General features: G+C 42.7%; 23 protein-coding genes. All 23 read right to left on the bottom strand.

From position 1 onward, the window contains the following. Positions 1-48 precede the first annotated feature (48 nt). Positions 49-483, bottom strand: coding sequence for a hypothetical protein (locus O3640_RS07250; protein WP_223344587.1), 435 nt, complete (start codon positions 481-483; stop codon positions 49-51). A 9-nt stretch (positions 484-492) separates the two neighbouring features. Next, the gene (locus O3640_RS07245; RefSeq protein ID WP_169791776.1) at positions 493-657 is read right to left on the bottom strand and encodes a hypothetical protein; all 165 of its coding nucleotides are present in this window, start codon (positions 655-657) and stop codon (positions 493-495) included. Next, positions 654-857 carry a helix-turn-helix transcriptional regulator gene (locus O3640_RS07240; protein ID WP_125365558.1) on the bottom strand — a complete coding sequence of 68 codons (204 nt, stop codon included), beginning with the start codon at positions 855-857 and terminating at the stop codon, positions 654-656. The genes O3640_RS07245 and O3640_RS07240 overlap by 4 nt, the downstream gene beginning before the upstream one ends. A gap of 298 nt (positions 858-1,155) precedes the next feature. Beyond that, a complete protein-coding gene (locus O3640_RS07235; RefSeq protein WP_125365556.1) occupies positions 1,156-2,193 on the bottom strand; it encodes a sensor histidine kinase KdpD in 1,038 nt (345 codons plus the stop codon). Further along, positions 2,160-2,858: a response regulator transcription factor gene (locus O3640_RS07230; protein ID WP_125365554.1), complete on the bottom strand. Its 699-nt coding sequence runs from the start codon at positions 2,856-2,858 to the stop codon at positions 2,160-2,162. Before O3640_RS07230 ends, O3640_RS07235 begins: the two co-directional genes overlap by 34 nt. 12 nt (positions 2,859-2,870) lie before the next feature. Next, positions 2,871-3,593, bottom strand: coding sequence for an ABC transporter permease (locus tag O3640_RS07225; protein WP_125365552.1), 723 nt, complete (start codon positions 3,591-3,593; stop codon positions 2,871-2,873). Then, positions 3,593-4,381, bottom strand: a complete 789-nt coding sequence (locus O3640_RS07220; RefSeq protein WP_227955554.1) for a lantibiotic ABC transporter permease — start codon at positions 4,379-4,381, stop codon at positions 3,593-3,595. Before O3640_RS07220 ends, O3640_RS07225 begins: the two co-directional genes overlap by 1 nt. A 1-nt stretch (position 4,382) precedes the next feature. Beyond that, positions 4,383-5,090, bottom strand: coding sequence for an ABC transporter ATP-binding protein (locus tag O3640_RS07215; RefSeq protein WP_223344591.1), 708 nt, complete (start codon positions 5,088-5,090; stop codon positions 4,383-4,385). A gap of 93 nt (positions 5,091-5,183) precedes the next feature. Then, on the bottom strand, positions 5,184-5,996 hold the full coding sequence (gene folK / locus O3640_RS07210) for a 2-amino-4-hydroxy-6-hydroxymethyldihydropteridine diphosphokinase (RefSeq protein ID WP_223344592.1): 813 nt from the start codon (positions 5,994-5,996) through the stop codon (positions 5,184-5,186). Beyond that, entirely contained in the window at positions 5,977-7,308 is a 1,332-nt protein-coding gene (locus tag O3640_RS07205; protein ID WP_371586839.1) for a folylpolyglutamate synthase/dihydrofolate synthase family protein, read from the bottom strand. Before O3640_RS07205 ends, folK begins: the two co-directional genes overlap by 20 nt. 4 nt (positions 7,309-7,312) lie before the next feature. Continuing rightward, a complete protein-coding gene (gene folP, locus O3640_RS07200) occupies positions 7,313-8,278 on the bottom strand; it encodes a dihydropteroate synthase (protein ID WP_371586811.1) in 966 nt (321 codons plus the stop codon). Positions 8,279-8,449: 171 nt separating this feature from the next. Continuing rightward, entirely contained in the window at positions 8,450-9,640 is a 1,191-nt protein-coding gene (locus O3640_RS07195; protein ID WP_045634156.1) for an acetate kinase, read from the bottom strand. Between the two features lie 49 nt (positions 9,641-9,689). Further along, the gene (locus tag O3640_RS07190) at positions 9,690-10,643 is read right to left on the bottom strand and encodes a class I SAM-dependent methyltransferase (RefSeq protein WP_125365541.1); all 954 of its coding nucleotides are present in this window, start codon (positions 10,641-10,643) and stop codon (positions 9,690-9,692) included. Between the two features lie 30 nt (positions 10,644-10,673). Further along, a complete protein-coding gene (comGG, locus tag O3640_RS07185; protein ID WP_037622427.1) occupies positions 10,674-11,105 on the bottom strand; it encodes a competence type IV pilus minor pilin ComGG in 432 nt (143 codons plus the stop codon). Further along, positions 11,086-11,523: a competence type IV pilus minor pilin ComGF gene (gene comGF, locus O3640_RS07180; RefSeq protein WP_125365539.1), complete on the bottom strand. Its 438-nt coding sequence runs from the start codon at positions 11,521-11,523 to the stop codon at positions 11,086-11,088. Before comGF ends, comGG begins: the two co-directional genes overlap by 20 nt. Further along, positions 11,507-11,800 carry a competence type IV pilus minor pilin ComGE gene (comGE, locus tag O3640_RS07175; protein WP_045504498.1) on the bottom strand — a complete coding sequence of 98 codons (294 nt, stop codon included), beginning with the start codon at positions 11,798-11,800 and terminating at the stop codon, positions 11,507-11,509. Before comGE ends, comGF begins: the two co-directional genes overlap by 17 nt. Further along, the gene (comGD, locus tag O3640_RS07170; protein WP_045634161.1) at positions 11,772-12,200 is read right to left on the bottom strand and encodes a competence type IV pilus minor pilin ComGD; all 429 of its coding nucleotides are present in this window, start codon (positions 12,198-12,200) and stop codon (positions 11,772-11,774) included. The genes comGE and comGD overlap by 29 nt, the downstream gene beginning before the upstream one ends. After that, positions 12,160-12,477, bottom strand: coding sequence for a competence type IV pilus major pilin ComGC (gene comGC / locus O3640_RS07165; protein ID WP_012130940.1), 318 nt, complete (start codon positions 12,475-12,477; stop codon positions 12,160-12,162). Before comGC ends, comGD begins: the two co-directional genes overlap by 41 nt. Then, a complete protein-coding gene (comGB, locus tag O3640_RS07160) occupies positions 12,474-13,508 on the bottom strand; it encodes a competence type IV pilus assembly protein ComGB (RefSeq protein WP_223344610.1) in 1,035 nt (344 codons plus the stop codon). Before comGB ends, comGC begins: the two co-directional genes overlap by 4 nt. Then, positions 13,441-14,379, bottom strand: a complete 939-nt coding sequence (comGA, locus tag O3640_RS07155) for a competence type IV pilus ATPase ComGA (RefSeq protein WP_223344595.1) — start codon at positions 14,377-14,379, stop codon at positions 13,441-13,443. Before comGA ends, comGB begins: the two co-directional genes overlap by 68 nt. A gap of 112 nt (positions 14,380-14,491) precedes the next feature. Then, positions 14,492-14,851, bottom strand: coding sequence for a DUF1033 family protein (locus O3640_RS07150; protein ID WP_223344597.1), 360 nt, complete (start codon positions 14,849-14,851; stop codon positions 14,492-14,494). A gap of 251 nt (positions 14,852-15,102) precedes the next feature. Next, the gene (rpoC, locus tag O3640_RS07145) at positions 15,103-18,750 is read right to left on the bottom strand and encodes a DNA-directed RNA polymerase subunit beta' (RefSeq protein WP_227221512.1); all 3,648 of its coding nucleotides are present in this window, start codon (positions 18,748-18,750) and stop codon (positions 15,103-15,105) included. 40 nt (positions 18,751-18,790) lie between these two features. Next, positions 18,791-22,357 carry a DNA-directed RNA polymerase subunit beta gene (gene rpoB, locus O3640_RS07140; protein WP_045634166.1) on the bottom strand — a complete coding sequence of 1,189 codons (3,567 nt, stop codon included), beginning with the start codon at positions 22,355-22,357 and terminating at the stop codon, positions 18,791-18,793. Positions 22,358-22,524 lie beyond the last annotated feature (167 nt).

Here is a 22,524-nt window from a genome sequence, read left to right as displayed (position 1 = left end):
AGCTCTGTTAAAAGCTTGTTTAGAAAGCTGGCGTCGCCAGCTTTTTTCTTAATAACGCTTGGACAGGATAAAACGCAAGAGATAGTAAAGTCCCAAAACCAGAATAATGGTCACGGTCAGAAACTGATTGAGACTTAAGATGATTGGGAAAATCATGGACAGGACACTCAAGCATGCTACCAGTAGCAAAAGAATATTAAAAAGTAGAGTGCGAGTCTTTTCGTCAATCATGCGATTGCGCTCATCAGTCACCAGAATGTAGAGCCGTTCAAAATTTTCCTCCCGTCTTAGGGCAAGATTATACCGAATAGTCATCAAAGAAAGCCCCAGCAGTATGCCGACCATGACTCCTTCCTGCAGATCATCCAGAGAATGAAAGTGGCTCCAGGCCAATCCTACCAAGATGATAAGGGTTAAGATACGTCCCACGATAACTTTCCTTTGAAGTTTTTTCCGAAATTCTTGTTTAGTTAATGTTTCCATGTCGGCCTCCTATTTTTCATACGCTTGAAAAATTTTCAAGATCAGCACAATCAAGATCATTCCCACAATAGGCAGGATTTCCTTAGGGATAAAATCGAACTGTAAATGAAGAAAGATCAAGACAAGGACTACTAAGAAACCTAGTCCCCATTTGAGCATATAAGTCCATTTCATGATTCATCCTCCTCAAAGAGAAACACTTCTTCAATCCTTAAATTGAAAAAGGATGCAATTTTATGAGCCAAAAGGAGCGAAGCATTGTAGCGGCCCTTTTCCAAAGAAATAATCGTTTGTCTCGTAACTTCTAGCTTCTCAGCCAGCTCCTCCTGGCTGATATTTTTTCTTTTTCGTAATTCTTGAATTCGATTTTCCAAGGCTGCCTCCTTTACATAATGTAAAACAAACTTTACTTTTTTAAGTATAGTATAGTCTCCTTTACATCTTTTGTCAAGAAGAATGCGGTAAAAAAAGAGGCTGGGACAAAAGTCCTAGCCTCTCAATTGTCTTTGGATCGTCGAGCAAGACGCAGTGGTTGAGTGGGCTCTACTACGCTGATTCCATCAGCTTTTACAGCCCTACTCAACTGTGCGGAGGTGGGACGACGAAATCGAATTCTAACGAATTACCGATTTCTGTCCCACTCTCTTTTATCATCTTGATTGATTTCCTTTGTTATTTGCCTTTTAAAGCAACAGTCAACTCGACACAGGCTCCTCCTTGGTCTGGATTGAGCAGGGTCAGACGGCCACCATGCAAGAGAGCTACCTGCTTAGAAAAGGCTAAGCCGATACCATGATGGGGATTAGCTGAATTGCGGCTTTGGTCACTCTGATAAAAGAGCTGTTCCGCTCCCAGCAGCATCTCCTCTGAAAATGCAGGGCCGTTGTTCCAGATAGAAAAAACCAACTGGTCCTGCTGCACTGATACCGTTAGCTTGACTTCCTTTTGATCCTGGTCAGCATGTTCAAGCTCATTTAGTAAGATATTCAGCAGGGCCCGCTTGAGATAGTCCAAATGAATAGACAAGCTTAAGCTAGGATCACAATCTTCTTGGAGAGAAAAACGATGGCTTTCTTGTTTGCTGAACAGTGCCCAATCGTCCTGGAGATCAGCCAAAAAATCCTCCAAGGAAAGCAGACTGAACTGATTAGAATCAATCTGAAAAGTCTTAGCGTAATCAATCAAAGAGCCGCAATACTCTTCCATCTTGTGACTGGCCTGCAAAATCTCAGCAGCATAGTCTGCCTGTGGCTGGTCTAACTGCGCCAACTCCAAGAGCTCAGCATTCCCTTTAATCACAGTTAGGGGCGTCTTCAAATCGTGCGATGTCGCTGATAGCTGTAAAATCAACTCCTGATTATGCTGCTGCTCTCTTTCTAGAAGACGAGCATTTTCTTGGTGGCTGCTCCGTAAATCGCTATAGACTTCTAGCATTTCCTCAATCCGAAAAAGACGACTTTTATTTTCTTCTAAAAGCTTCTTGCTCTTTAGCATTTTTATTTCCCTGTCGATTTTTCGGAGCAATTTCAAAATATGATAAAAAGTAATCAGCAGCAAGCTCCCCGCCCAAAAGAACAAGGTGAAAAGAACGTGATCACTTCCTTGCGTAAATTCATAACCTATAAGCACAAAAATCAAAACATGAAAAAAGACGATTTTTAAACTGGTTGTCCAGACTAGACTTTTGAAATTTCGGGTTCTAATTGCCATCTATAGCCTACTCCTCTCACTGTTGCGATTGCTTGCAGCCCTTCTTGTTTAGATTTTTGACGAATCTGATAGACATATTCTGAGATGGAGCGAAGCTGTGTTTCTGAGCTTTCTGGGTAAAGCAAGGTATGCAGGCGTTCAGCTGAAAAGGTCTGCTTGGGATTACTAGCTAGTAAATGCAGCAACTTAAACTCTCGCTCTGAAAATTTCAAGACTTTACCAAAACAGGCAACTTCATAGCGCTCTGGATAAAATTGACAAGAAGCAATCTCAGAATAGCGCTCCTCACGCCTCTCCTCACGCCGAAGATGAGCTCTGACACGCGCCAGCAATTCTTTGGTCCCAAAAGGTTTGACAATATAGTCATCTGCACCACGAAAGAGCCCTTCCACTTTGTCCGCCTCCAACTCCTTGGCCGTCAGAAAGATGATTGGACACGAAATATGAGGACGAATGTAGGAGCACAACTCAAAACCATTAACAGGCTCCATCATCACATCCAGCAGAATCAAGTCATATCCGACAAAATGCGTCAGCTCTAGCTCTTCTATCCGATCAAGTGTCATCACATCATAAGCATCAAGCTCTAGGATGTTTTTCACCAGCTTCAAAATGCTCCGGTCATCATCAACCACCAAAATACGATACTGTCTCATGAGTTCCATTATAGCATACCTCTAGCGAACGTCTCGTTTCAAGGTTAAGAATATAGCAGAGCTCCAAACCAAAGCTAACCATAACAGCTGTATTCCCAGACCTGACAGATCTATTGAATGCTGAAGCCCTTCATACTCAAAAAGATTGAGCGTAGCCAGATCGGGCAAGTATTTTGCTTCTTTGATGAAAGTTGCCAACAAACGGCTAAGACCAATCAAGAGAGGAAAGAGCACCGACACCGGCACAACCCAAGATTGAAATAGCAAAGCGAGGCCGGCAGCTAAAAGAGCCAGAAAAAGATTGCTAAGAAGACCAAAAGAGCTGTAATAAAGGAATTTCCCCAGTAAGGACCAGCTAAAGTCTAGGTCAAAACGAGCCAGCATAACAAGGAAACAGCTACTTATAATGACACTATAGAGAACCAAGAGCAGCAGGACCAGAAAAAGGAATTTCCCAGCCAACCAAGCCCTTCTATTTGATACGGTTAGAAAATTCGTTCGCATCCCTGATTTGACAAACTCCTGGGCAAAATAGAGGGAAGTAAAGATGACAATGACAGGCTGTGCCAGATAGAGGGCATGCAAAGCCTCACTCAGAGCCTTTGTCTGGCCAACTGCTGTTTGACTGTAGTCAAGATTCATCAGAAAAAAAGGAACGACTACCAGAGCCACCAAGGCGGCACCAAGAGCGAGATAGTAAGAACGGAACTTAATCCATTCACTTCTAAGCAGAGCTTTTATCATTAGTACCGCCCTCCTAAATCCGTCTTCAAAAAGCGCAGAGAGGTCATGCCGCCGATGACTAGCAACCATGCACCAAGTATCAACAGCCCTTGCAAGGGATTGTTGGCATATTGGGAAGTTGGCGTTGCAACAAACAACTCTCCAGCAGGCTGTGGCAGATAAGCTCCCCAACTTGTGTGAGCTGCCAGGTAGTTTCCCAAATTATAGATCTGGGGAACAAGAAAGAGTAAGGGAAGCAACATCGTCCGCCCAAGCAATCCCAATAAAAATGACAGGAGACCTAGCAATGCAGTAGCTAGTGCCTTCCATAAAAGATGACTCCAGGCAGCTTGATTAAGTAAAATTGGATGTAGCCCTTCTTTTCCTAAAGCAAAGTGCATGACAATATAGCTCAAATAAATGGACAACAAGCTAATGATGAGTGAAAACAAGCCAAAGGTCAATATTTTCCCCATAAGTAGCTTCAAGCGGTTATTACAAGCCAATAGACTGGTTCGCAAGCTATGAGACTGAAATTCCATTGCTCCCAAAATTCCAGCTAAGATGACTAAAACCATACCACCCATAGAAGCGCCATTAAGACCTAGATATTCCAGAGGATCAATAGCTTCTGCCAGACCGGGAACCGTCTCAGGGGCCGCATCTAAACCGATAGACAGATACTGGCGTCCCTCTAGCCAAGATACGGCAGGTACCAATAACAGCATAAAGACCATGCTTACCCTGAAAGCCTTGGTTGATTGGATTTTCAACCACTCTGAATGCAATAAGGACATCGTCTCTTTCATCTTAAACCTCCTCTGTTAAGTCGAAGAAGAGCTCTTCTAAACTATCTGTTCCTTGTAATACATCTTCTAGAGTTCCCTGTTCGATAATTTGCCCATGATGAATCAAGACTACATCATCTGTTACCATTTGTACCTCAGACAGGATATGAGAGGATAGAAGTACCGTTTTCCCTAAATCAGCCTGCTGACGGATGAACTTTCTAAACCACTTAATCCCGCTTGGATCCAGTCCATTGGTCGGCTCATCTAATATAAGAAACTGAGGATCACCCAGCAAAGCTGCTGCCAAACCCAGCCGCTGACCTTCCCCCAGAGACAGGCTTGACAAAAGGTCCTTCCTCTTATGAGCAATTCCAGTCATCTCTAAAACCTCATCGATTCGAGACTTGGAAATAGCATTACTCGCCGCAATAATCCTCAAGTGGTCATAGACCTTTCGATTTGGCAGACCGCCAATGCCGTCAAAGGCTGCACCTACCGTTCTGAGCGGATAGGTCATTGACTGATAGGTTTGCCCATCAAAAGTCGCAATCCCAGACGTCGCCCGATCTAATCCCAAGAGAATCCTCAAGGTCGAACTTTTACCAGCACCATTTGGGCCCAGAAAAGCTGTAATCCGACCGCTTCTAGCTGTAAAAGAAATATCTTCTAAAATCTGCTTGCTGCCATGCTTTTTGCAGACTTCTTCTATTTTCACCATATGTTCCATATTGAACTCCTTTTGATTTTTCTTTAGTATACAGGGGCAAGTTCAGAGAAAGTTCAGACAATAAAAAACTTGCCTTGCGACAAGTTTCTTTTCTCATTTTTCGACCGCATCCCAGAGCTGGCAGATGCTTTTTTTCTGCACCGGATCGACAAAGTGTGGAGCGATTTCCACCAAAGATTGCAAGACAAAAGCTCGCTCAGCCACATAAGGATGAGGAACAATCAAATCTGGACTGTATATCTCCTCCTGCCCTATGTAAAGGATATCCAGATCAATCACGCGCGGTCCCCATTTGATCTCTCGCACGCGCCCTAAATCCGCTTCGATAGCCAAGAGCATCTGCATCAACTCCTCAGGATTGAGCCAGGTTTCAACTTCAACAACTTGATTGAGAAACGGATCCTGCTCAACCCCACCCCAGGGCTCTGTCTCAATACGACTTGATGCCTGCAAAATCCTTATATTTTGCTCAGCCATTTTTTCTAAAGCAGCATCCAGATTGGCAGATGGACTGCCCTGGTTGCTTCCCAAAGCGATAAAAGCTTTCCGCTTTTGACGAACTAGCTTGACTGAGCATGTGTCCAAAGGTAGAGGAACAGGAGCCCAAGGTTTCTTGACCTCTAAACTGACTTTCTCAACCAGGTCATAGGATTGAAAAATCTTGCCAATCAGCTGATAAGCCAGCGTTTCAATCAAATCTTCCTTGCTTTCCTGACACCACTTAACTAGCTCCTGAGCCAGCTCACCATAGTGGATAGAAGCTGTCAGATCACCAGTTTTAGCAGCCCGAGTCATATCATAATCCAAAATCAGATCCAGCACAAAACGCTGACCCAATTCTTTTTCAGCCGCAAAAACCCCATGATAAGCATAGACTTCCAAATCTTTAATCCTTAACTGATCCATCTATTTCCTCTTTCTTTGTCAATATATAGGCTCTAACTTGAGCTAAAAAATACAAGGAGCCAGTAATCAGAAGCACCTCTTGATCCTTATGCGCATCTTGTAAATAGCTATCTACATACTGCTTCCAAGGTTGATAGGTTAGCCCCGTTTGGAAGGCTTGTCTCTTCATTTCCTCTTCAGAAACTGCTCGCTCATCCGCAAAAGATGTCAATGTGACAGATACATCTGCTTGAGCAAACAACTGCAACATCTCATCTAGTGCTTTGGTCCGAATACAGGTAAATAAAATCTTCTTATCTTTTGAAGCAAAGCGTTCTTGGAAGGAAGCTAGTAGAGGACTTAAAGCATGCGGATTATGTGCCCCATCCAAAAAAATCAAAGGTTGCTCCAGAATTTTTTCCATCCTAGCTGGCCAAGCAACTGCTAGAAGTCCACGGTCGATTTCTTCTTTTGTCAGAAGAGGCAAGCCCTTTTGTTGACAGTACAAATCACAAATCTCAATAGCCAAGGCCGCATTATCTGTTTGATAAGATCCTAGGAGTGATGTTTGGTAAATACTGGATTCTCGCCATTCATTTTCCAATGAAAAGACTTCGCCAGCTTCTTCGCTTCTGAGCCAATCAACCTGATAAGACTGTCCATACAAATATGTTGGAGCCTGTTTACTTGTTGCCACGCGCTGGATAACTTTCAGGGCTTCTATATCAATCTTACCAGTGACTATTGGAATTGAAGTCTTGATGATTCCAGCTTTCTGCTCTGCTATTTCCCCAAGGGTGGACCCCAAAAGAGCCATATGATCCAAACCAATCGTACTAATCGCAGTAAGGTCTGGCTGGCAAACATTTGTCGAGTCTAGAAGCCCGCCCATACCGACCTCAATGATCGCCACATCCACTTCTTCCTGAGCAAAATAATCATAGGCCAGGGCCGTGATGATTTCAAACTCAGTCACTCCCTTGAATGTCGAATGATGCCCCTGATGGACAAATAAATCTTTATAAATCTGCAAGAGCTGGTTCAATTTTTGATTGGAAATAGCCTGTCCGTTTATAGCAATTTGCTCATTATAAGAAACAATATACGGAGAGGTAAAGGTTCCAACTCGTAATCCTCTTAACTGAAGAAGTTCTCGAAGAGTCGCAATCGTTGACCCCTTGCCATTGGTTCCTGCTATATGAATGACTGAAAGTTGCTTATGAGGATTTCCTCTATGAGCCAGCATGGCTTCCATTCGTTCTAAGCCAAAGTTCGGAGTATCCGTCCGATAGTTTGCAATCCAACTCAAATCTGGTTTTTCGTTTCTATCTATCATCTTATTTGTATTGCCCCAAGGTTAAATCTTCAGCGCGATTGGCTAAACGAATTGCATCACCAATCTCCACCGCCATTTTATGATAAGGAATATCGTGAACACGTAGCATTTCTACCCCTTGACTGGCCGCAATACTGGTCAAATGACTGGAAGCTATATCACGATTTTGGTAACCCAAATCTGTCTTTGGATCAACCTCAATGCCTGCATCTTCCAGTATATTCACAACAAAGCGCTTGCGAGAAACGCCAAGAAAGATTGGAAAACCAGCCCGATGAATATCTTCCAGATGCTGTAATAGAATTAGGTTTTCCCGCTTGGTAAGACCAAAACCGATACCTGGATCCAACATAAGACTGTTCTTCTCTATTCCTGCCGCTTTTGCTCTAGCCAAGGACTTATCAAAAAAGGCCCACATTAAATCTACAATATCTGAATGAGCAAATCTTGATAATTCCTGGTCTGTAAAAACATCTTGAAAGCCAAACTTGGGAAAGATCAATGAGCTAGCATGGTGAGGTCGAGCCATAACTGGATTGAACATCAGAATAGCTCCAGCAGAAGACTCAGCCACCACTTGCGCCATTCCTTCATCTCCTAAAAATCCAGTGATATCATTAACAATATCTGCACCGGCTGCTAGGGCTGCTTTTGCTACGGACGCTTTCCAAGTATCGACTGAAATCAAGACATCACTTTGCTTGCGAATAGCCTCAATCACTGGAACCACTCGCTCGATTTCTTCTTCAACCTCAATATAATGGCTACCGGGTCTCGTAGACTCCCCACCAATGTCCAACATCTGGGCACCTTCTTGAATCAGATACTGCGCTTGCTCTAAAGCAAATTCTACAGTGTTATATTTGCCACCATCCGAAAAAGAATCTGGGGTTACATTAAGAATCCCGCACAAGCCTGTCTTACCGTCTGGGACGAGTCTTCGAACATCAATCTTTTTTTGAGCCATTTTATTTCTCTCACTAATTCTTAATTACTAACATTTTATCATATTTTCCTCAGAAAAAAAGACGAGAAAATTTCTCGTTAAGCTTGATTATTTACTAAATATCATAAAAAATAATCAAATTCCATTTCTTCCCCAATCTATAAAAAAGGGGGGCTAACGCCTTGCCCCCTATTATTTTTTAAAACGTTCTACATCACGCGCAATGACTAACTCTTCGTCTGTTGGAATAACTAACACTCTGACCTTTGCTTCTGGTGTCGAGATATCCCCATATTGCCCAAAGACATTCTTTTCTGGATCAATATCACAACCAAACCAAGAAATTCCTTCAATGACCAGTCTACGAATAGTCACAGAATTTTCGCCAATTCCTGCAGTAAAGATAATGGCATCCGCTCCATTCAAAACGGCAAGATACTGACCAATGTATTTTTGAATCCGGTCTACAAAAATGTCGTTAGCTAATTGAGCCTTGGCATCACCTGCCCGCATCGCTTCATGAATATCACGCATATCGCTTGATTTCTCGGAAACCCCAAGTAAACCAGATTCACGATTCAAAATTCGGCTGATATCTTCGGGAGTTTTAAAATCATCTGTATGTTGCATCAGATAAGGAATTATTGCAGGATCAATGTCACCAGTCCGCGTTCCCATCATGACACCACCCAGAGGTGTGAAGCCCATAGAAGTATCAACAGACAAACCTTTATCAACAGCCGTAATAGAAGCACCATTACCAATATGACAGGTGATAAGTTTCAACTCCTCAATCGGTTTGCCCAAAAGTTTAGCTGCTTCATGCGCTACATACTCATGGCTAGTACCATGTGCTCCATATTTACGTACCTTGTTTTCCGTATAATATTTCGTCGGCAATGGATAACGATAAGCTTTTTCTGGCATAGTCGTATGGAAAGAAGTATCAAACACTACCACACTTGTAATGTCAGGCAAAAGTTCCTTAAAAGCACGAATCCCTGCAGCATTTGCTGGATTGTGAAGAGGTGCCAAGAGAGAAAGTTCTTCAACTTTTTGAATAACCTCTTCATCAACTAGAGCAGAATCTTTGAAATACTCACCGCCCGCAACAACACGGTGACCTACTCCTGTAATCTCATCGAAAGACGCTATGATATTAAAACGCATCAAATCGTCTAACAAAATCTTTACAGCTTGAGTGTGGTCAGTAATATCAAGCACCTGTTTTTCAGTACGACCATCAAATTTCACCGTTGAAATAGAATCTTTGAGTCCAATCCGCTCAATCAAACCTTTAGCTAATACTTTTTCTTCTGGCATCAAGTAGAGCTGCCATTTTAAACTAGAACTTCCTGCATTTATTGCGATTGTTTTAGACATAATTTACCTCTTTTAAGCGTTTTCAGTTCTCATTATACCAGAATTTTGATCAGTTTTCACTAACTTTGCGCCATTTTTGAAAACTTTCGCGAAAGCGAGTAATTTCATCATGATTTTGTAGATCTGTCAATGCATAGGCAAAAGGTTCTGCTTTTATATTTTTTTGTTTTTGCAAAACAAAAACCGTCTTAGCCTGAGAGGCTGATGCAAAGAGTTTTTCTGGCAAAGCAATCATCGCAACCAAGCTGGCATTGTCTTTGAGCCAGGATTTAAGTAAGTCGCTCTGCGGGCTGGTTAAGAGGTGATTAGGAGCTAAGAAGATAGCATAGCCATCGGCCTTCAAATACTTTAAAGCCTGCTCCATCAATAGATGATGAGCATAGGTGTGCTCCATCTGACTGGCTACCTGGTAGCGACTGGCAATCTGATCATCCGGATAGTAACCGACAGGCAGATCACTAATAATCAAGTCGCTCTCTTTTAGAACTTGAGGGCGCACAGCATCTCCCTGGGCAAAATGGGCTTTTGATCCCATCACTTCTGCAATACTGGCAGATAGGTCAATCAGTAAATCATCAATCTCTAATCCTAGATAATCAATCTCTTTCCGACTATTGTTCAAGATTGTCTCTGCAAGATTTCCGGTTCCGCTCCCCATCTCAAGAAGAGTAATATCTGATGCTACCATCAGCTGGTCAATGATGAAAATCAGCAGAAAACCAATGGCATCTGGTGTAAACTGATGATTGGCTTGCAAAGGTTCTGTCTGAGAAGCCTTCATCAGAATGAACTGATAGACTCTCCGCCATTCTTCTCTGCTTAGCTTTAAGCTCTTCAAGGTCTGATGATTTTTTTTGACAATTTCTAAGTCCGTTTGCCCATCCAAATAGATACCGTTTTGCTCGATTAAGGCATCATAAAAATTAGTTGAAAGCTTGTTTTGAATGACTTGGACATTTTCTAAAAGGAGCGTATAGGCTTCTTCGATTTTTTCAAAATTCATAGTTTCCTCCGCTCCTTATCTTATCAAAATTTAATCTTTTTTGCCATTATCGTCTTTGGCTTCCTCTTTTTCACGGGCAGGCTCTGCTTCTTTCTTTTCTTCTTTTTCCAGTTTAGACTTTTTATCTTTATCCTGATCCTTATCCAACCTGACTGATGGCTCCTTGATAGCAAAGGTAAAATCGTAAGTCCGGTCAGAGATCACTACATTGACAACCAACTGGTCCTTTTCTTTCTGGTATTGACTTTGGCCTTTATTAAAAGAAAATTGTCCACTATCAGCTAGCTTCTGGTCTTTTGTCAGCAAGGCTATAGCGTAAGCTTCCTGTCTTTCTTGCTGGGCTAAAAGATTACGCTGATGGGCCGTCTGACGATTGAGATAAAACTGCAACAGCAGACTAAAAACGGCAGCCATAAGCAGGGCATAAAGCATGACCCCAGCCCTAATGTTCTTCTTCAACACGATAGATGTACTCTCTTTCTAGGCCATCCTTAAACTGCAAAAGCAAATGAACTATCTGACCTTCTTTATGTATTTGAGCAGCTTCTAAGCCATAAATCATGGGTTGATAACCACGGCCATTCGCATCCGTCTTTCGAAAATCATCGCTTTTAGACTTACCAAAGGCAATCGACTTACCATCTTGTTTAACATAAAGCTTGTTTTGCTCAACCTTTTCAAAATGGCTACGAGATAGTTCTACATCTAGCTGGTCCGCAAACAAGAGCCATTCCTTAGCCTTAGTCTGCTCTTGATACTGAATTTCGCTGGCTAGAAGCTTGGTCATAGCTTGAAAAACCAAGAGACCTCCACTGATGACCAAGAGGGCCACTAAGGCTTCCAGCAGGGTAAAGGCTGCTAGTTTACCTTTTTTCAACATCAATCAATTCCTCCCCCTGATGGAACACTCGAATCTGATCCTTTGTTCTCTGAATCCGAATTTCAATGCCATTTAAGGAAAGATGGTCCTGCCCTGTTTGGAGGGCCATTTGGGCCACCCGCAGGACCTCTTCTTTTTGTAAAATGACAGCTGCTTCTTTGCGTGATTGCGTGATTTGACCTAGTAGCAAACTTGCAATTACAGCAAAAACTCCCAAAGCTAGTAAGGCTTCCAGTAAGATGGTCCCTTTAATTTGTCGTTTTCTTAAATTTGCCATTTCCAATATAGAGTTGATAGGTCACCAGTCCTTCCTTGGTTTGAAACTGAACTTTACTGAGTGAAGAATTACCTCCAGCCTTATCAAAATAGATCTGTGTAGATTCAGGTGCTTGGATTCCTTTAGGAATTGGAAGACGAGCATAGCCGTTTGAAATCTCTTGGTTTGAGATTTCTAGCACCAGCTTTCTCTGAGAAGATACGCTAAGCTTCTGACTTTCCTGATAAAAATGCTCAAATTCTAAAAAGAAGATCTTTGCCTGAATCTGCTCAAAAGTAGCTTGAACAGAGCTTGATAAAGCCAGCAAGATAAAACTGCTAATCATCAGGACCAAGAGGCTTTCCAAAACTGTAAAGGCCTTAATTGGCAACTGCCTGAGTCTCACTATTGTTCTTACCATAATAAGCCTTGTAAGAGTCTGCTTGCTTTTGACTAATGTTCCCAGCTGCGACTAGTTTGCTAAGGGTTGCTTGATCTCCTGTATTTTTGAGTTCATAGAGCTCAGCCTGGCTCTCAACTACCTTAACCACCGCAGCATTTCCAGTATCCGAAACAGCCTCTTTTTGCTTGGTTAAATTAGGAACAAATAAGAGCATAAGGACACTGATGATCAGAAGAACGACTAACATTTCCACCAAAGTAAAAGCTTTCACACGTAATTTTTTTAATTTGTTCATAGATGAACCTCCATATTTTGATAAAGGGGCAATAGCATTGCCGCATACAATAAGACAATCATCAAGGCTACAAAGACAAAGACTAGGGGCTGAATCAGATTCATGGTCCGATTGACCCTACCAAAAAATTCTTCCCAAGTCTTAAGAGCATAGATTTCTAGTTCGCTTCCCAGCTTAGATTTGACTTCCCCGTATTCGATGATTAGAGACAATTCCTTTTTGAAAAAAGAATAAGAAGCAATTTTATCTGAAAATTCTTGACCGTTTTGTAAAGCTTGACCTAAATCTTGACCAATTTCCTGAAATAAAACCGAGCGCTGCTCTTGCATAATCTGAAAAATCTGACTGAGCTCCAAGCCTTGCCCAATCATATTGCCCCATTCACGCGCATAATAGGCGGTTAGGTAAATCTTTACAAAGGATCCAACAAAAGGCAGGCGAGCTAAGAAAGAGTATACAGGGATCCGTTTCTGACCTTTGAAGATCAGATAAATCGTTCCTGTTAATCCAAGTAACATTAAGACGGTTAGTAGAAAAATAGTAGGCAAATGACCAATGAGTTGAGTTGCAAAATTTTGACTGCTGAGTTGGGGTAATAGGTAATTTCTCAAGCCCATCATAATCAATACCAAAAAGCCAAGAAGCATCATGGGATAGGTTGCTACTTCAATTAACTTCTTTTTTACCTTCGCAAGATTATCCAGATACTCCTCTATTTTTAGCAAGGCAAGCGATAAATTCCCATGTAGCTCAGCCAATGACAGCTGGGTTACTACCGCATCAGAAAAACCTAGACTAGTCATAATCTCTGAAAATGCTTGTCCATTAGCTAGGCCATGACGCATTTGCTGAACATAGTTTTGCTCCAAAAGAGCGCTTCGTCCTAAAAAATCTACAGTCTCAGCCAAATGAAAACCGCTAGAGAATAAATTATTAAACAGTTCAATGACCTGCTTTTGCTTGCTAGTTCCTAATTTTTTCTGATTCTGCTTGCTCAGGATGGATATGTCCTGCTGCAAGAAGGTGATCAATCTGCTGATTCCAGATGGTCGGCTCGTGTTCTTGGTAGTCGTCGCTGGCAAAGTCTATCACACCTCCTCCCCCAATCAAGCGCTGATAGCATATACCCTGTAAAACAATTTTTAGCTCCTCTTCACTGACTCCCAGCTCCAACAAACGCTCGTAAACACCAGGAATGCTCTTAGCGTGAATCGTTGAAAAAACTGTAGCTCCCGTCAAGCTAGCTCGAACCACCGCTCTAGCAGTTTCACTATCTCGAATTTCTCCAATAATCAGCAAGTCCGGACGGTGACGCAGGGAAAGCTTAATCAGACTTTCGTAAGTCAGACCAATCGTTTCATTCAGCTGAAGCTGAAGCATATCCTCTTGCTTGATTTCAACAGGATCTTCAATGGACATAACCTGCTGACCCTTAAATTTTAGTTGAGCTAATTGATGCATGAGAGCGGTCTTGCCACTCCCTACTGGTCCCGAAAAAAGATACAGCCCTCGGTCCTTAAACTTCTCTCTCAATTCAGGAAAATGAGTAAACCAAAACTTCAATTCTGTCTCTTCATCGTGCAAAAGTCGAATGACCAAACTTTCATAACCACGATAATCGCCTACTGTCGACAGACGAATCGACGTTTCCTTATCATCATAACGATAATCACAGGACCCCAGCTGACTGCGACGTTTTTCTCCTACATTCATCCCAGCTAAAAATTTAAAATGACTAATTACAGCAGCTAATTGGTCAAAATCATAAGTTTGTATAAAGCGCCGTTCATCACCAATCCGCATATAAAGTTCATAGCAATCATCCTTGGGTACAAAATAAATATCCTGAGCACACTCTTCCTTAGCCTGCCGGACAATCGCCTGGGCAATTTTTTGAACCATAAGACCTCCCTCAAATAAATTTTGTTGAAAAGTTTTTTCAAGCCTTTCTTCAACTATTTATTCGTAAACACAACAAAAAAACCGATTAAATTTATCGGTTTTCTTCTTTATTTTATTTGATTCGGCATGATCGATGCTTCTCAAGCCCATTTTGTTTAGCATAACCCGGACGGTATTTGCTTTTTGGAATAACCTTTTCATCTTCCAACAATATAATTGACCTATATTGCTGAATGTAGTCGTCACATTCTTCACACCATCTCTGATCTTTTTCATTCCAAAAGACAGTCATCAAATCACTGCGACTCTTATATTCTTTAAATTCTGTTTCTAATTTTAGCCATTGAATTTTATAGAATTTCAAAGCATCATAGTACTTTTCAAACCGTTGTTCTTGAATAATATCATTTTCCCAACCGTCTAAAAACCACCAGGGTTCAAAGTCCCCATACATTTCTACTACTCGGTACATATTTTCTTCCTTTGTACCGTATATTATATACAAAATCCTTTGATAATGAAACTAATTTGCTCATGGTTAGTTCTATATTTTAGACAAAATCAATGGAGATGCTTTATTTTATACTCTATAATCAAGCAATTCAGCTAAAATGGAGAATTTTCTCTCATCCTTGCAAATACCAAAGCCTGATATTTTTAGGGCTCAACCAAGCTTATCTCCGATAAAAAAGAAACCCGTTTTTAAAACGAGTTTCTTTCATCTTACTCTGTTACTAGTGTTTCAGTAGACTCTACATCTTCTGGAGTCACCACAACTTCATCAATGATTTCAACTTCATTGATAGCTTGTGGTTCCAAGTTACGGTAGCGAGCCATACCTGTACCAGCTGGAATAATCTTACCGATGATAACATTTTCCTTAAGTCCAAGCAGATGGTCTTTCTTACCACGGATAGCCGCATCAGTCAAGACACGAGTTGTTTCCTGGAAGGAAGCTGCAGACAGGAAGCTGTTTGTCTCAAGGGAAGCTTTGGTGATCCCCATGAGGACTGGACGAGCTGTCGCAGGTACACCACCTGAGATAACTACATCACGGTTAGCATCTGTAAAGTCTGTAATATCCATAAGAGTTCCCATAAGGAGATCTGTATCACCTGGATCCATGACACGTACTTTACGGATCATTTGACGAACCATTACTTCGATGTGCTTGTCACCGATTTCTACCCCTTGGCTACGGTAAACTTTTTGTACTTCAGCAAGCAGGTAAGTTTCAACGGACAAGACATCACGAACAGCTAGCAAGTGCTTAGGTTGGATAGAACCTTCTGTCAAAGCAGCACCGCGAGACACTTGGTCGCCTACTTCAACTTTCATACGAGCTGTAAATGGCACCACATACTCACCTTCACCAGTTTGACCCTTAACAAAGACCTTCTTGGTACGAGTAGATGCATCTTCTTCGATAGCTGTGACTTCACCTTTAACTTCAGTGATGACCGCTTCCCCTTTTGGATTGCGGGCTTCAAAGATTTCTTGGACACGAGGAAGACCTTGCGTGATATCTGAGCTTGAAGCAACACCACCCGTGTGGAAGGTACGCATGGTCAACTGTGTACCAGGTTCCCCGATAGATTGAGCAGCGATGGTTCCGACTGCTTCACCCACTTCTACAGCATCACCTGTTGCCAAGTTAATACCATAACAGTGACGGCAGACACCGTGACGAGTGTTACATGTTAGAACGCTACGGATTGTGACTTCCGTCACACCAGCATTAACAACTTGACGTGCCATATCCTCAGTTACAAGAACATCAGCAGGAACTAGGACTTCTCCTGTCTCAGGATGTTTAATAGATTTCTTAGTATAACGACCAACCAAACGTTCTTCAAGAGGTTCGATCATTTCCTTACCATCTGTGATAGAAGTGATCAGGAGTCCACGATCTGTTCCACAGTCGTCTTCACGGATGATAACGTCTTGAGCAACGTCAACCAAACGACGAGTCAGGTAACCTGAGTCGGCAGTCTTAAGGGCCGTATCCGTCATACCTTTACGAGCTCCGTGAGTTGAGAAGAACATTTCGAGTACTGACAAACCTTCACGGAAGTTAGACAAGATTGGCAATTCCATGATACGTCCGTTTGGTGCAGCCATCAAACCACGCATACCGGCAAGCTGTGAGAAGTTTGAGATGTTACCACGCGCTCCAGAGTCCATCATCATAACGATAGGGTTCTTCGGATCTTGGTTGGCAACCAAACATTTTTCAAGTTTTTCACGGGCTGCACGCCATTCAGCAGTGACAGCATTGTAGCGCTCGTCGTCTGTGATCATACCACGACGGAATTGTTTAGTGATTTGTTCTACACGTTTGTGTGATTCTTCAATAATCTCAGCCTTGTCTTCAACAACTGGAATATCAGCAATACCCACTGTCAAACCAGCCAGAGTAGAATGGTGGTAACCCAAGTTCTTCAAGCGGTCAAGCAGGGCAGATGTTTCTGTTGTACGGAAGCGTTTGAAGATTTCAGCGATAATATTCCCAAGATTTTTCTTCTTAAATGGTACATTCAATTCAAGAGCTTGGATGGCTTCTTTGATATCTTTTCCTGATTCTAAGAAATACTTATCTGGAACACCTTCAGTCAAGTTAGCATTGGTTGGCTCTTGCAGATATGGCAATTCTTCCGGCATAATCGCGTTAAAGAGAATTTTACCAACTGTCGTCATCAAAATTTTATGTCTTTGTGACTCGGTCCACGGTTTCGCCAGGCTATCGGTTGTAATACCTACACGAGTATGCAAGTGAACATAACCGTTGCGGAGTGCCATAACGGCCTCATCCATATCTTTGAAGACCATACCTTCGCCTTCGCGGCCAGCTTCTTCCATGGTCAAGTAGTAGTTCCCCAAAACCATATCCTGAGATGGCGTTACAACTGGTTTACCATCTTTAGGGTTCAAGATATGTTCAGCAGCTAGCATGAGGATACGAGCTTCTGCTTGCGCTTCTTCTGAAAGCGGTACGTGGATAGCCATTTGGTCACCGTCAAAGTCGGCATTGTAGGCTTCACAGACCAATGGATGCAGACGCAAAGCCTTACCGTCAATCAGAACCGGCTCAAAAGCCTGAATTCCCAAACGGTGAAGGGTCGGTGCGCGGTTAAGAAGCACTGGGTGTTCCTTGATTACTTCTTCCAGGATATCCCAGATACGCTCATCTCCACGTTCTACCAAGCGTTTAGCAGCTTTTACGTTTTGAACGATATCACGCGCAACGATTTCACGCATCACAAATGGTTTAAAGAGCTCGATCGCCATTTCACGTGGCACACCACATTGGTACATCTTTAGAGTTGGTCCAACGGCGATAACAGAACGTCCTGAGAAGTCAACCCGTTTACCGAGCAAGTTTTGACGGAAGCGTCCTTGTTTCCCTTTAAGCATGTGGCTCAATGATTTAAGTGGACGGCTACCTGGTCCTGTGATCGGACGACCACGACGACCATTGTCAATCAGAGCGTCAACTGCTTCTTGAAGCATCCGCTTCTCATTTTGCACGATGATACCAGGTGCATTCAACTCAAGCAAGCGCGCCAAACGATTGTTCCGGTTTATAACACGGCGATAAAGGTCATTAAGGTCAGAAGCCGCAAAACGACCACCATCCAGCTGAACCATCGGACGCAAATCTGGCGGAATAACTGGCAGGATATTGAGAACCATCCATTCTGGTTTATTACCAGACTTGTAGAAGGCGTCCAAAACGTCCAAGCGACGAACTGCCTTCACACGTTTTTGTCCAGTCGCAGTTTTTAATTCTTCTTTGAGAACAGCAATTTCAGCTTCCAAATCTACTTGTTTCAAGAGATCTTGAATAGCCTCCGCTCCCATTTTCGCTACAAATGAGCCTGCACCGTACTCACGCAAACGTTCACGATACTCACGTTCAGTCATAATTGACTTGTGCTCTAGCGGTGTATCCTTAGGATCAATGACCACATAAGCCGCAAAATAAATGACTTCTTCCAAAGCACGAGGACTCATATCCAAAGTGAGTCCCATGCGGCTTGGAATTCCTTTAAAGTACCAAATATGTGAAACAGGTGCCTTCAATTCGATGTGCCCCATACGTTCACGACGAACTTTAGCGCGGGTTACTTCAACACCACAGCGGTCACAAATAATTCCCTTGTAACGAATCCGTTTGTACTTACCACAAGCACATTCCCAATCCTTGGTTGGGCCAAAAATAACTTCGTCAAAGAGGCCTTCGCGTTCTGGTTTAAGTGTGCGGTAATTGATTGTTTCAGGTTTCTTCACTTCCCCATAAGACCATGAACGGACCTTATTGGGAGAAGCTAGGGTGATTTGCATACTTTTAAAACGATTTACATCAACCACTATTTCTTACCTTTCTTCATTTTCTAGTCAGTGTGAATTCTTATTCTTTTCCTTCAGCCTCAAAAGCTGCTTTTGCTTCTTGAGCTGCTTTTTCACGCGCTTTTTCAAGATCGTCAACGTGAATCACGTCATCGTCTTCTCCTTCATCTAGGTCACGCAATTCTACTTCATTGTCATCTTCGTCGAGGACGCGCATGTCCAGACCAAGAGATTGCAATTCTTTGACAAGAACGCGGAAGGATTCTGGCACACCTGGTTTTGGAATTGGTTTCCCTTTAGTAATAGCTTCATAAGCCTTCAAACGTCCGTTGACATCATCTGACTTGTAAGTCAAGATTTCTTGCAGAACGTTAGAAGCACCATAAGCTTCCAAGGCCCAAACTTCCATCTCACCAAAACGTTGTCCACCAAACTGAGCTTTACCTCCGAGTGGTTGTTGGGTAACCATTGAGTAAGGTCCTACTGAGCGGGCGTGGAGTTTGTCATCTACCATGTGGTGGAGCTTGATCATGTACATAACACCAACAGAGACACGGTTGTCAAATGGCTCACCTGTACGACCATCATAAAGAACGGTCTTAGCATCACTATCCATACCAGCTTCACGAACAGTATCCCAAAGATCATCTGAGCTAGCTCCGTCAAAGACTGGAGTTGCAATGTGAATACCCAAATTACGTGCCGCCATACCAAGGTGGAGCTCCATAACCTGACCAATGTTCATACGAGATGGTACCCCGAGTGGGTTCAACATGATATCTACTGGTGTTCCATCTGGCAAGTATGGCATGTCTTCCACAGGAACGATACGGGATACAACCCCTTTGTTTCCGTGACGACCGGCCATCTTATCTCCGACCTTGATCTTACGTTTTTGAGCGATGTAGACACGAACCAGCATATTAACACCAGATTGTAGCTCATCACCATTTGCACGGGTAAAGATTTTCACATCACGAACGACACCATCAGCCCCGTGAGGTACACGGAGAGACGTATCACGAACTTCGCGAGACTTGTCTCCGAAGATAGCGTGCAAGAGGCGCTCTTCAGCAGAAAGATCTTTTTCACCCTTCGGAGTTACTTTTCCGACTAGGATGTCGCCTTCTTTAACTTCCGCTCCGATACGGATAATACCCATTTCGTCCAAATTGCGTAGGGCATCTTCCCCTACGTTTGGAATTTCACGGGTAATTTCTTCAGGCCCAAGCTTTGTATCACGTGTTTCTGATTCGTATTCTTCCAAGTGAACAGAGGTGTAGACATCGTCTTTCACCAGACGCTCGCTCATGATAACCGCATCCTCGAAGTTGTAACCTTCCCATGTCATGTAGGCAACGATTGGGTTTTGTCCCAAGGCCATTTCTCCATTTTCCATAGAAGGTCCGTCGGCGATAAAGTCACCTTTTTCTACGACATCGCCAACTTTAACAAGGGTACGTTGGTTATATGCAGTTCCTGAGTTAGAACGACGGAATTTTTGAATATGATAAACATCAAGTGATCCATCTTCACGACGAACTTCAACCTTATCTGCATCTGCATAAGTGACCTTACCATCATGCTGGGCAATGACTGCAGCACCAGAATCGTGAGCCGCTTGGTATTCCATACCAGTACCAACATAAGGCGCTTTTGGATCAATCAAAGGCACGGCCTGACGTTGCATGTTGGCACCCATGAGGGCACGGTTGGAGTCGTCATTTTCCAAGAATGGAATACATGCTGTCGCTACGGCAACTACCTGCTTAGGCGATACATCCATGTAATCTACTTGATCTGATGGGAATTCTTGGTTGTTACCTTGGTGGCGTCCCATAACGATAGGCTCTGCAAAACCACCTTCTTCATTAAGCTTAGAGTTGGCCTGCGCTACGATAAACTCATCTTCTTCATCAGCTGTCAACCAAACGATTTCGTTAGTTACCACACCAGCTTCACGATCTACCTTGCGGTAAGGCGTTTGGATAAATCCGTATTTATTAAGGTGTCCATAAGAAGACAGGTTATTGATCAAACCAATGTTTGGTCCTTCAGGTGTTTCAATCGGACACATACGACCATAGTGAGTATAGTGCACGTCCCGCACTTCATAACCAGCGCGGTCACGTGTCAAACCACCAGGTCCTAAGGCAGATAGACGACGTTTGTGAGAAAGCTCAGACAGCGGATTGTGTTGGTCCATGAACTGTGACAACTGTGAAGAACCAAAGAATTCTTTAATTGCCGCAGTTACTGGACGAATATTAATGATTTGTTGCGGTGTGAGAACTTCATTATCCTGAACAGACATCCGTTCACGAACGTTACGCTCCATTCGAGAAAGTCCCAGACGAACTTGGTTAGCCAAAAGCTCACCAACCGCACGAATACGACGGTTCCCCAAATGGTCAATATCGTCCACACGACCGATACCTTCTGCCAAGTTGAGGAAGTAGCTCATCTCAGCCAAAATGTCAGCAGGGGTTACAGTCCGAACCTTATCAGATGGATTCGCGTTCCCAATAATGGTCACAACACGGTCTGGGTCATTTGGTGCCACAACTTTGAACTTTTGAAGCTCTACAGGCTCTGTCAAAACAGCTGAATCATTTGGAATATATGTGATTTTGTTCAAACCATTGTCCAACTGCTCTGCAATACTGTCAATCACACTGCGAGTCATAAGAGTTCCCGCTTCAACAAGGATTTCACCTGTTTCAGCATCCACAAGAGGCTCAGCAATTGTTTGGTTCAGCAAACGAGTCTTGATGTTAAGCTTCTTATTGATCTTGTAGCGTCCAACAGCTGCCAAATCATAGCGATGTGGATCAAAGAAGCGAGCGACAAGAAGTGAACGAGAACTTTCAGCTGTCTTAGGTTCACCTGGACGGAGACGCTCATAGATTTCTTTCAGAGCTTCATCTGTACGGGAATCCATAGGGTTTTTGTGAATATCTTTTTCGATAGTATTGCGCACTAAGTCGCTATCACCAAAAATGTCAAAGATTTCATCATCACCTGAGAAACCAAGCGCACGAACCAAAGTTGTAAATGGAATCTTACGCGTCCGGTCAATACGAGTATAGGCAATGTCTTTTGAATCTGTTTCCAGTTCCAACCATGCTCCACGGTTAGGAATAACAGTTGATCCATAGCCGATTTTACCGTTTTTATCGACTTTATCGTTGAAGTAAACCCCTGGAGAACGTACCAACTGGGATACGATAATCCGTTCACCACCATTGATGATGAAGGTTCCCATTTCAGTCATAATAGGGAAATCACCAAAGAAGACTTCCTGAGTCTTGATTTCACCAGTTTCCTTGTTAATCAGACGGAAAGTCACAAAAATTGGCGCTGAGTAGCTGGCATCATGAATCCGTGCTTCTTCCAGCGTATATTTTGGTTCCCTAATTTCATAACCGACAAACTCCAGCTCCATAGTGTCGGTAAAGTTTGAAATTGGAAGCACATCTTCAAAAACTTCCTTCAAACCATGATCCAAGAAGTCTTTAAAAGAATCTGTTTGAATCTCAATTAAGTTAGGTAAATCAAGAACTTCCTTAATTCTTGAAAAACTACGACGGGTACGATGTTTCCCGTATTGAACGTCATGTCCTGCCAAGTTTTTACTCCTTTATAGTAAGATACGCAGCCCATCAACAAAGCTTAAAGAAATTCCAGATTTTAGATTCAGAAGAAAATGATTTTGTTCTAACCAGGAACTTCTTACCGGCTCTTTTAGGGCGAGTTCAATTAAATCTTTTCAGAGGCAATTCCCCTATTCTGTTT

Origin of the sequence: Streptococcus sp. 27098_8_75 (genome assembly GCF_041432475.1) — a bacterium.
GTDB lineage: Bacteria > Bacillota > Bacilli > Lactobacillales > Streptococcaceae > Streptococcus > Streptococcus gordonii.
This window is presented reverse-complemented; position numbering and strand designations above follow the sequence as displayed.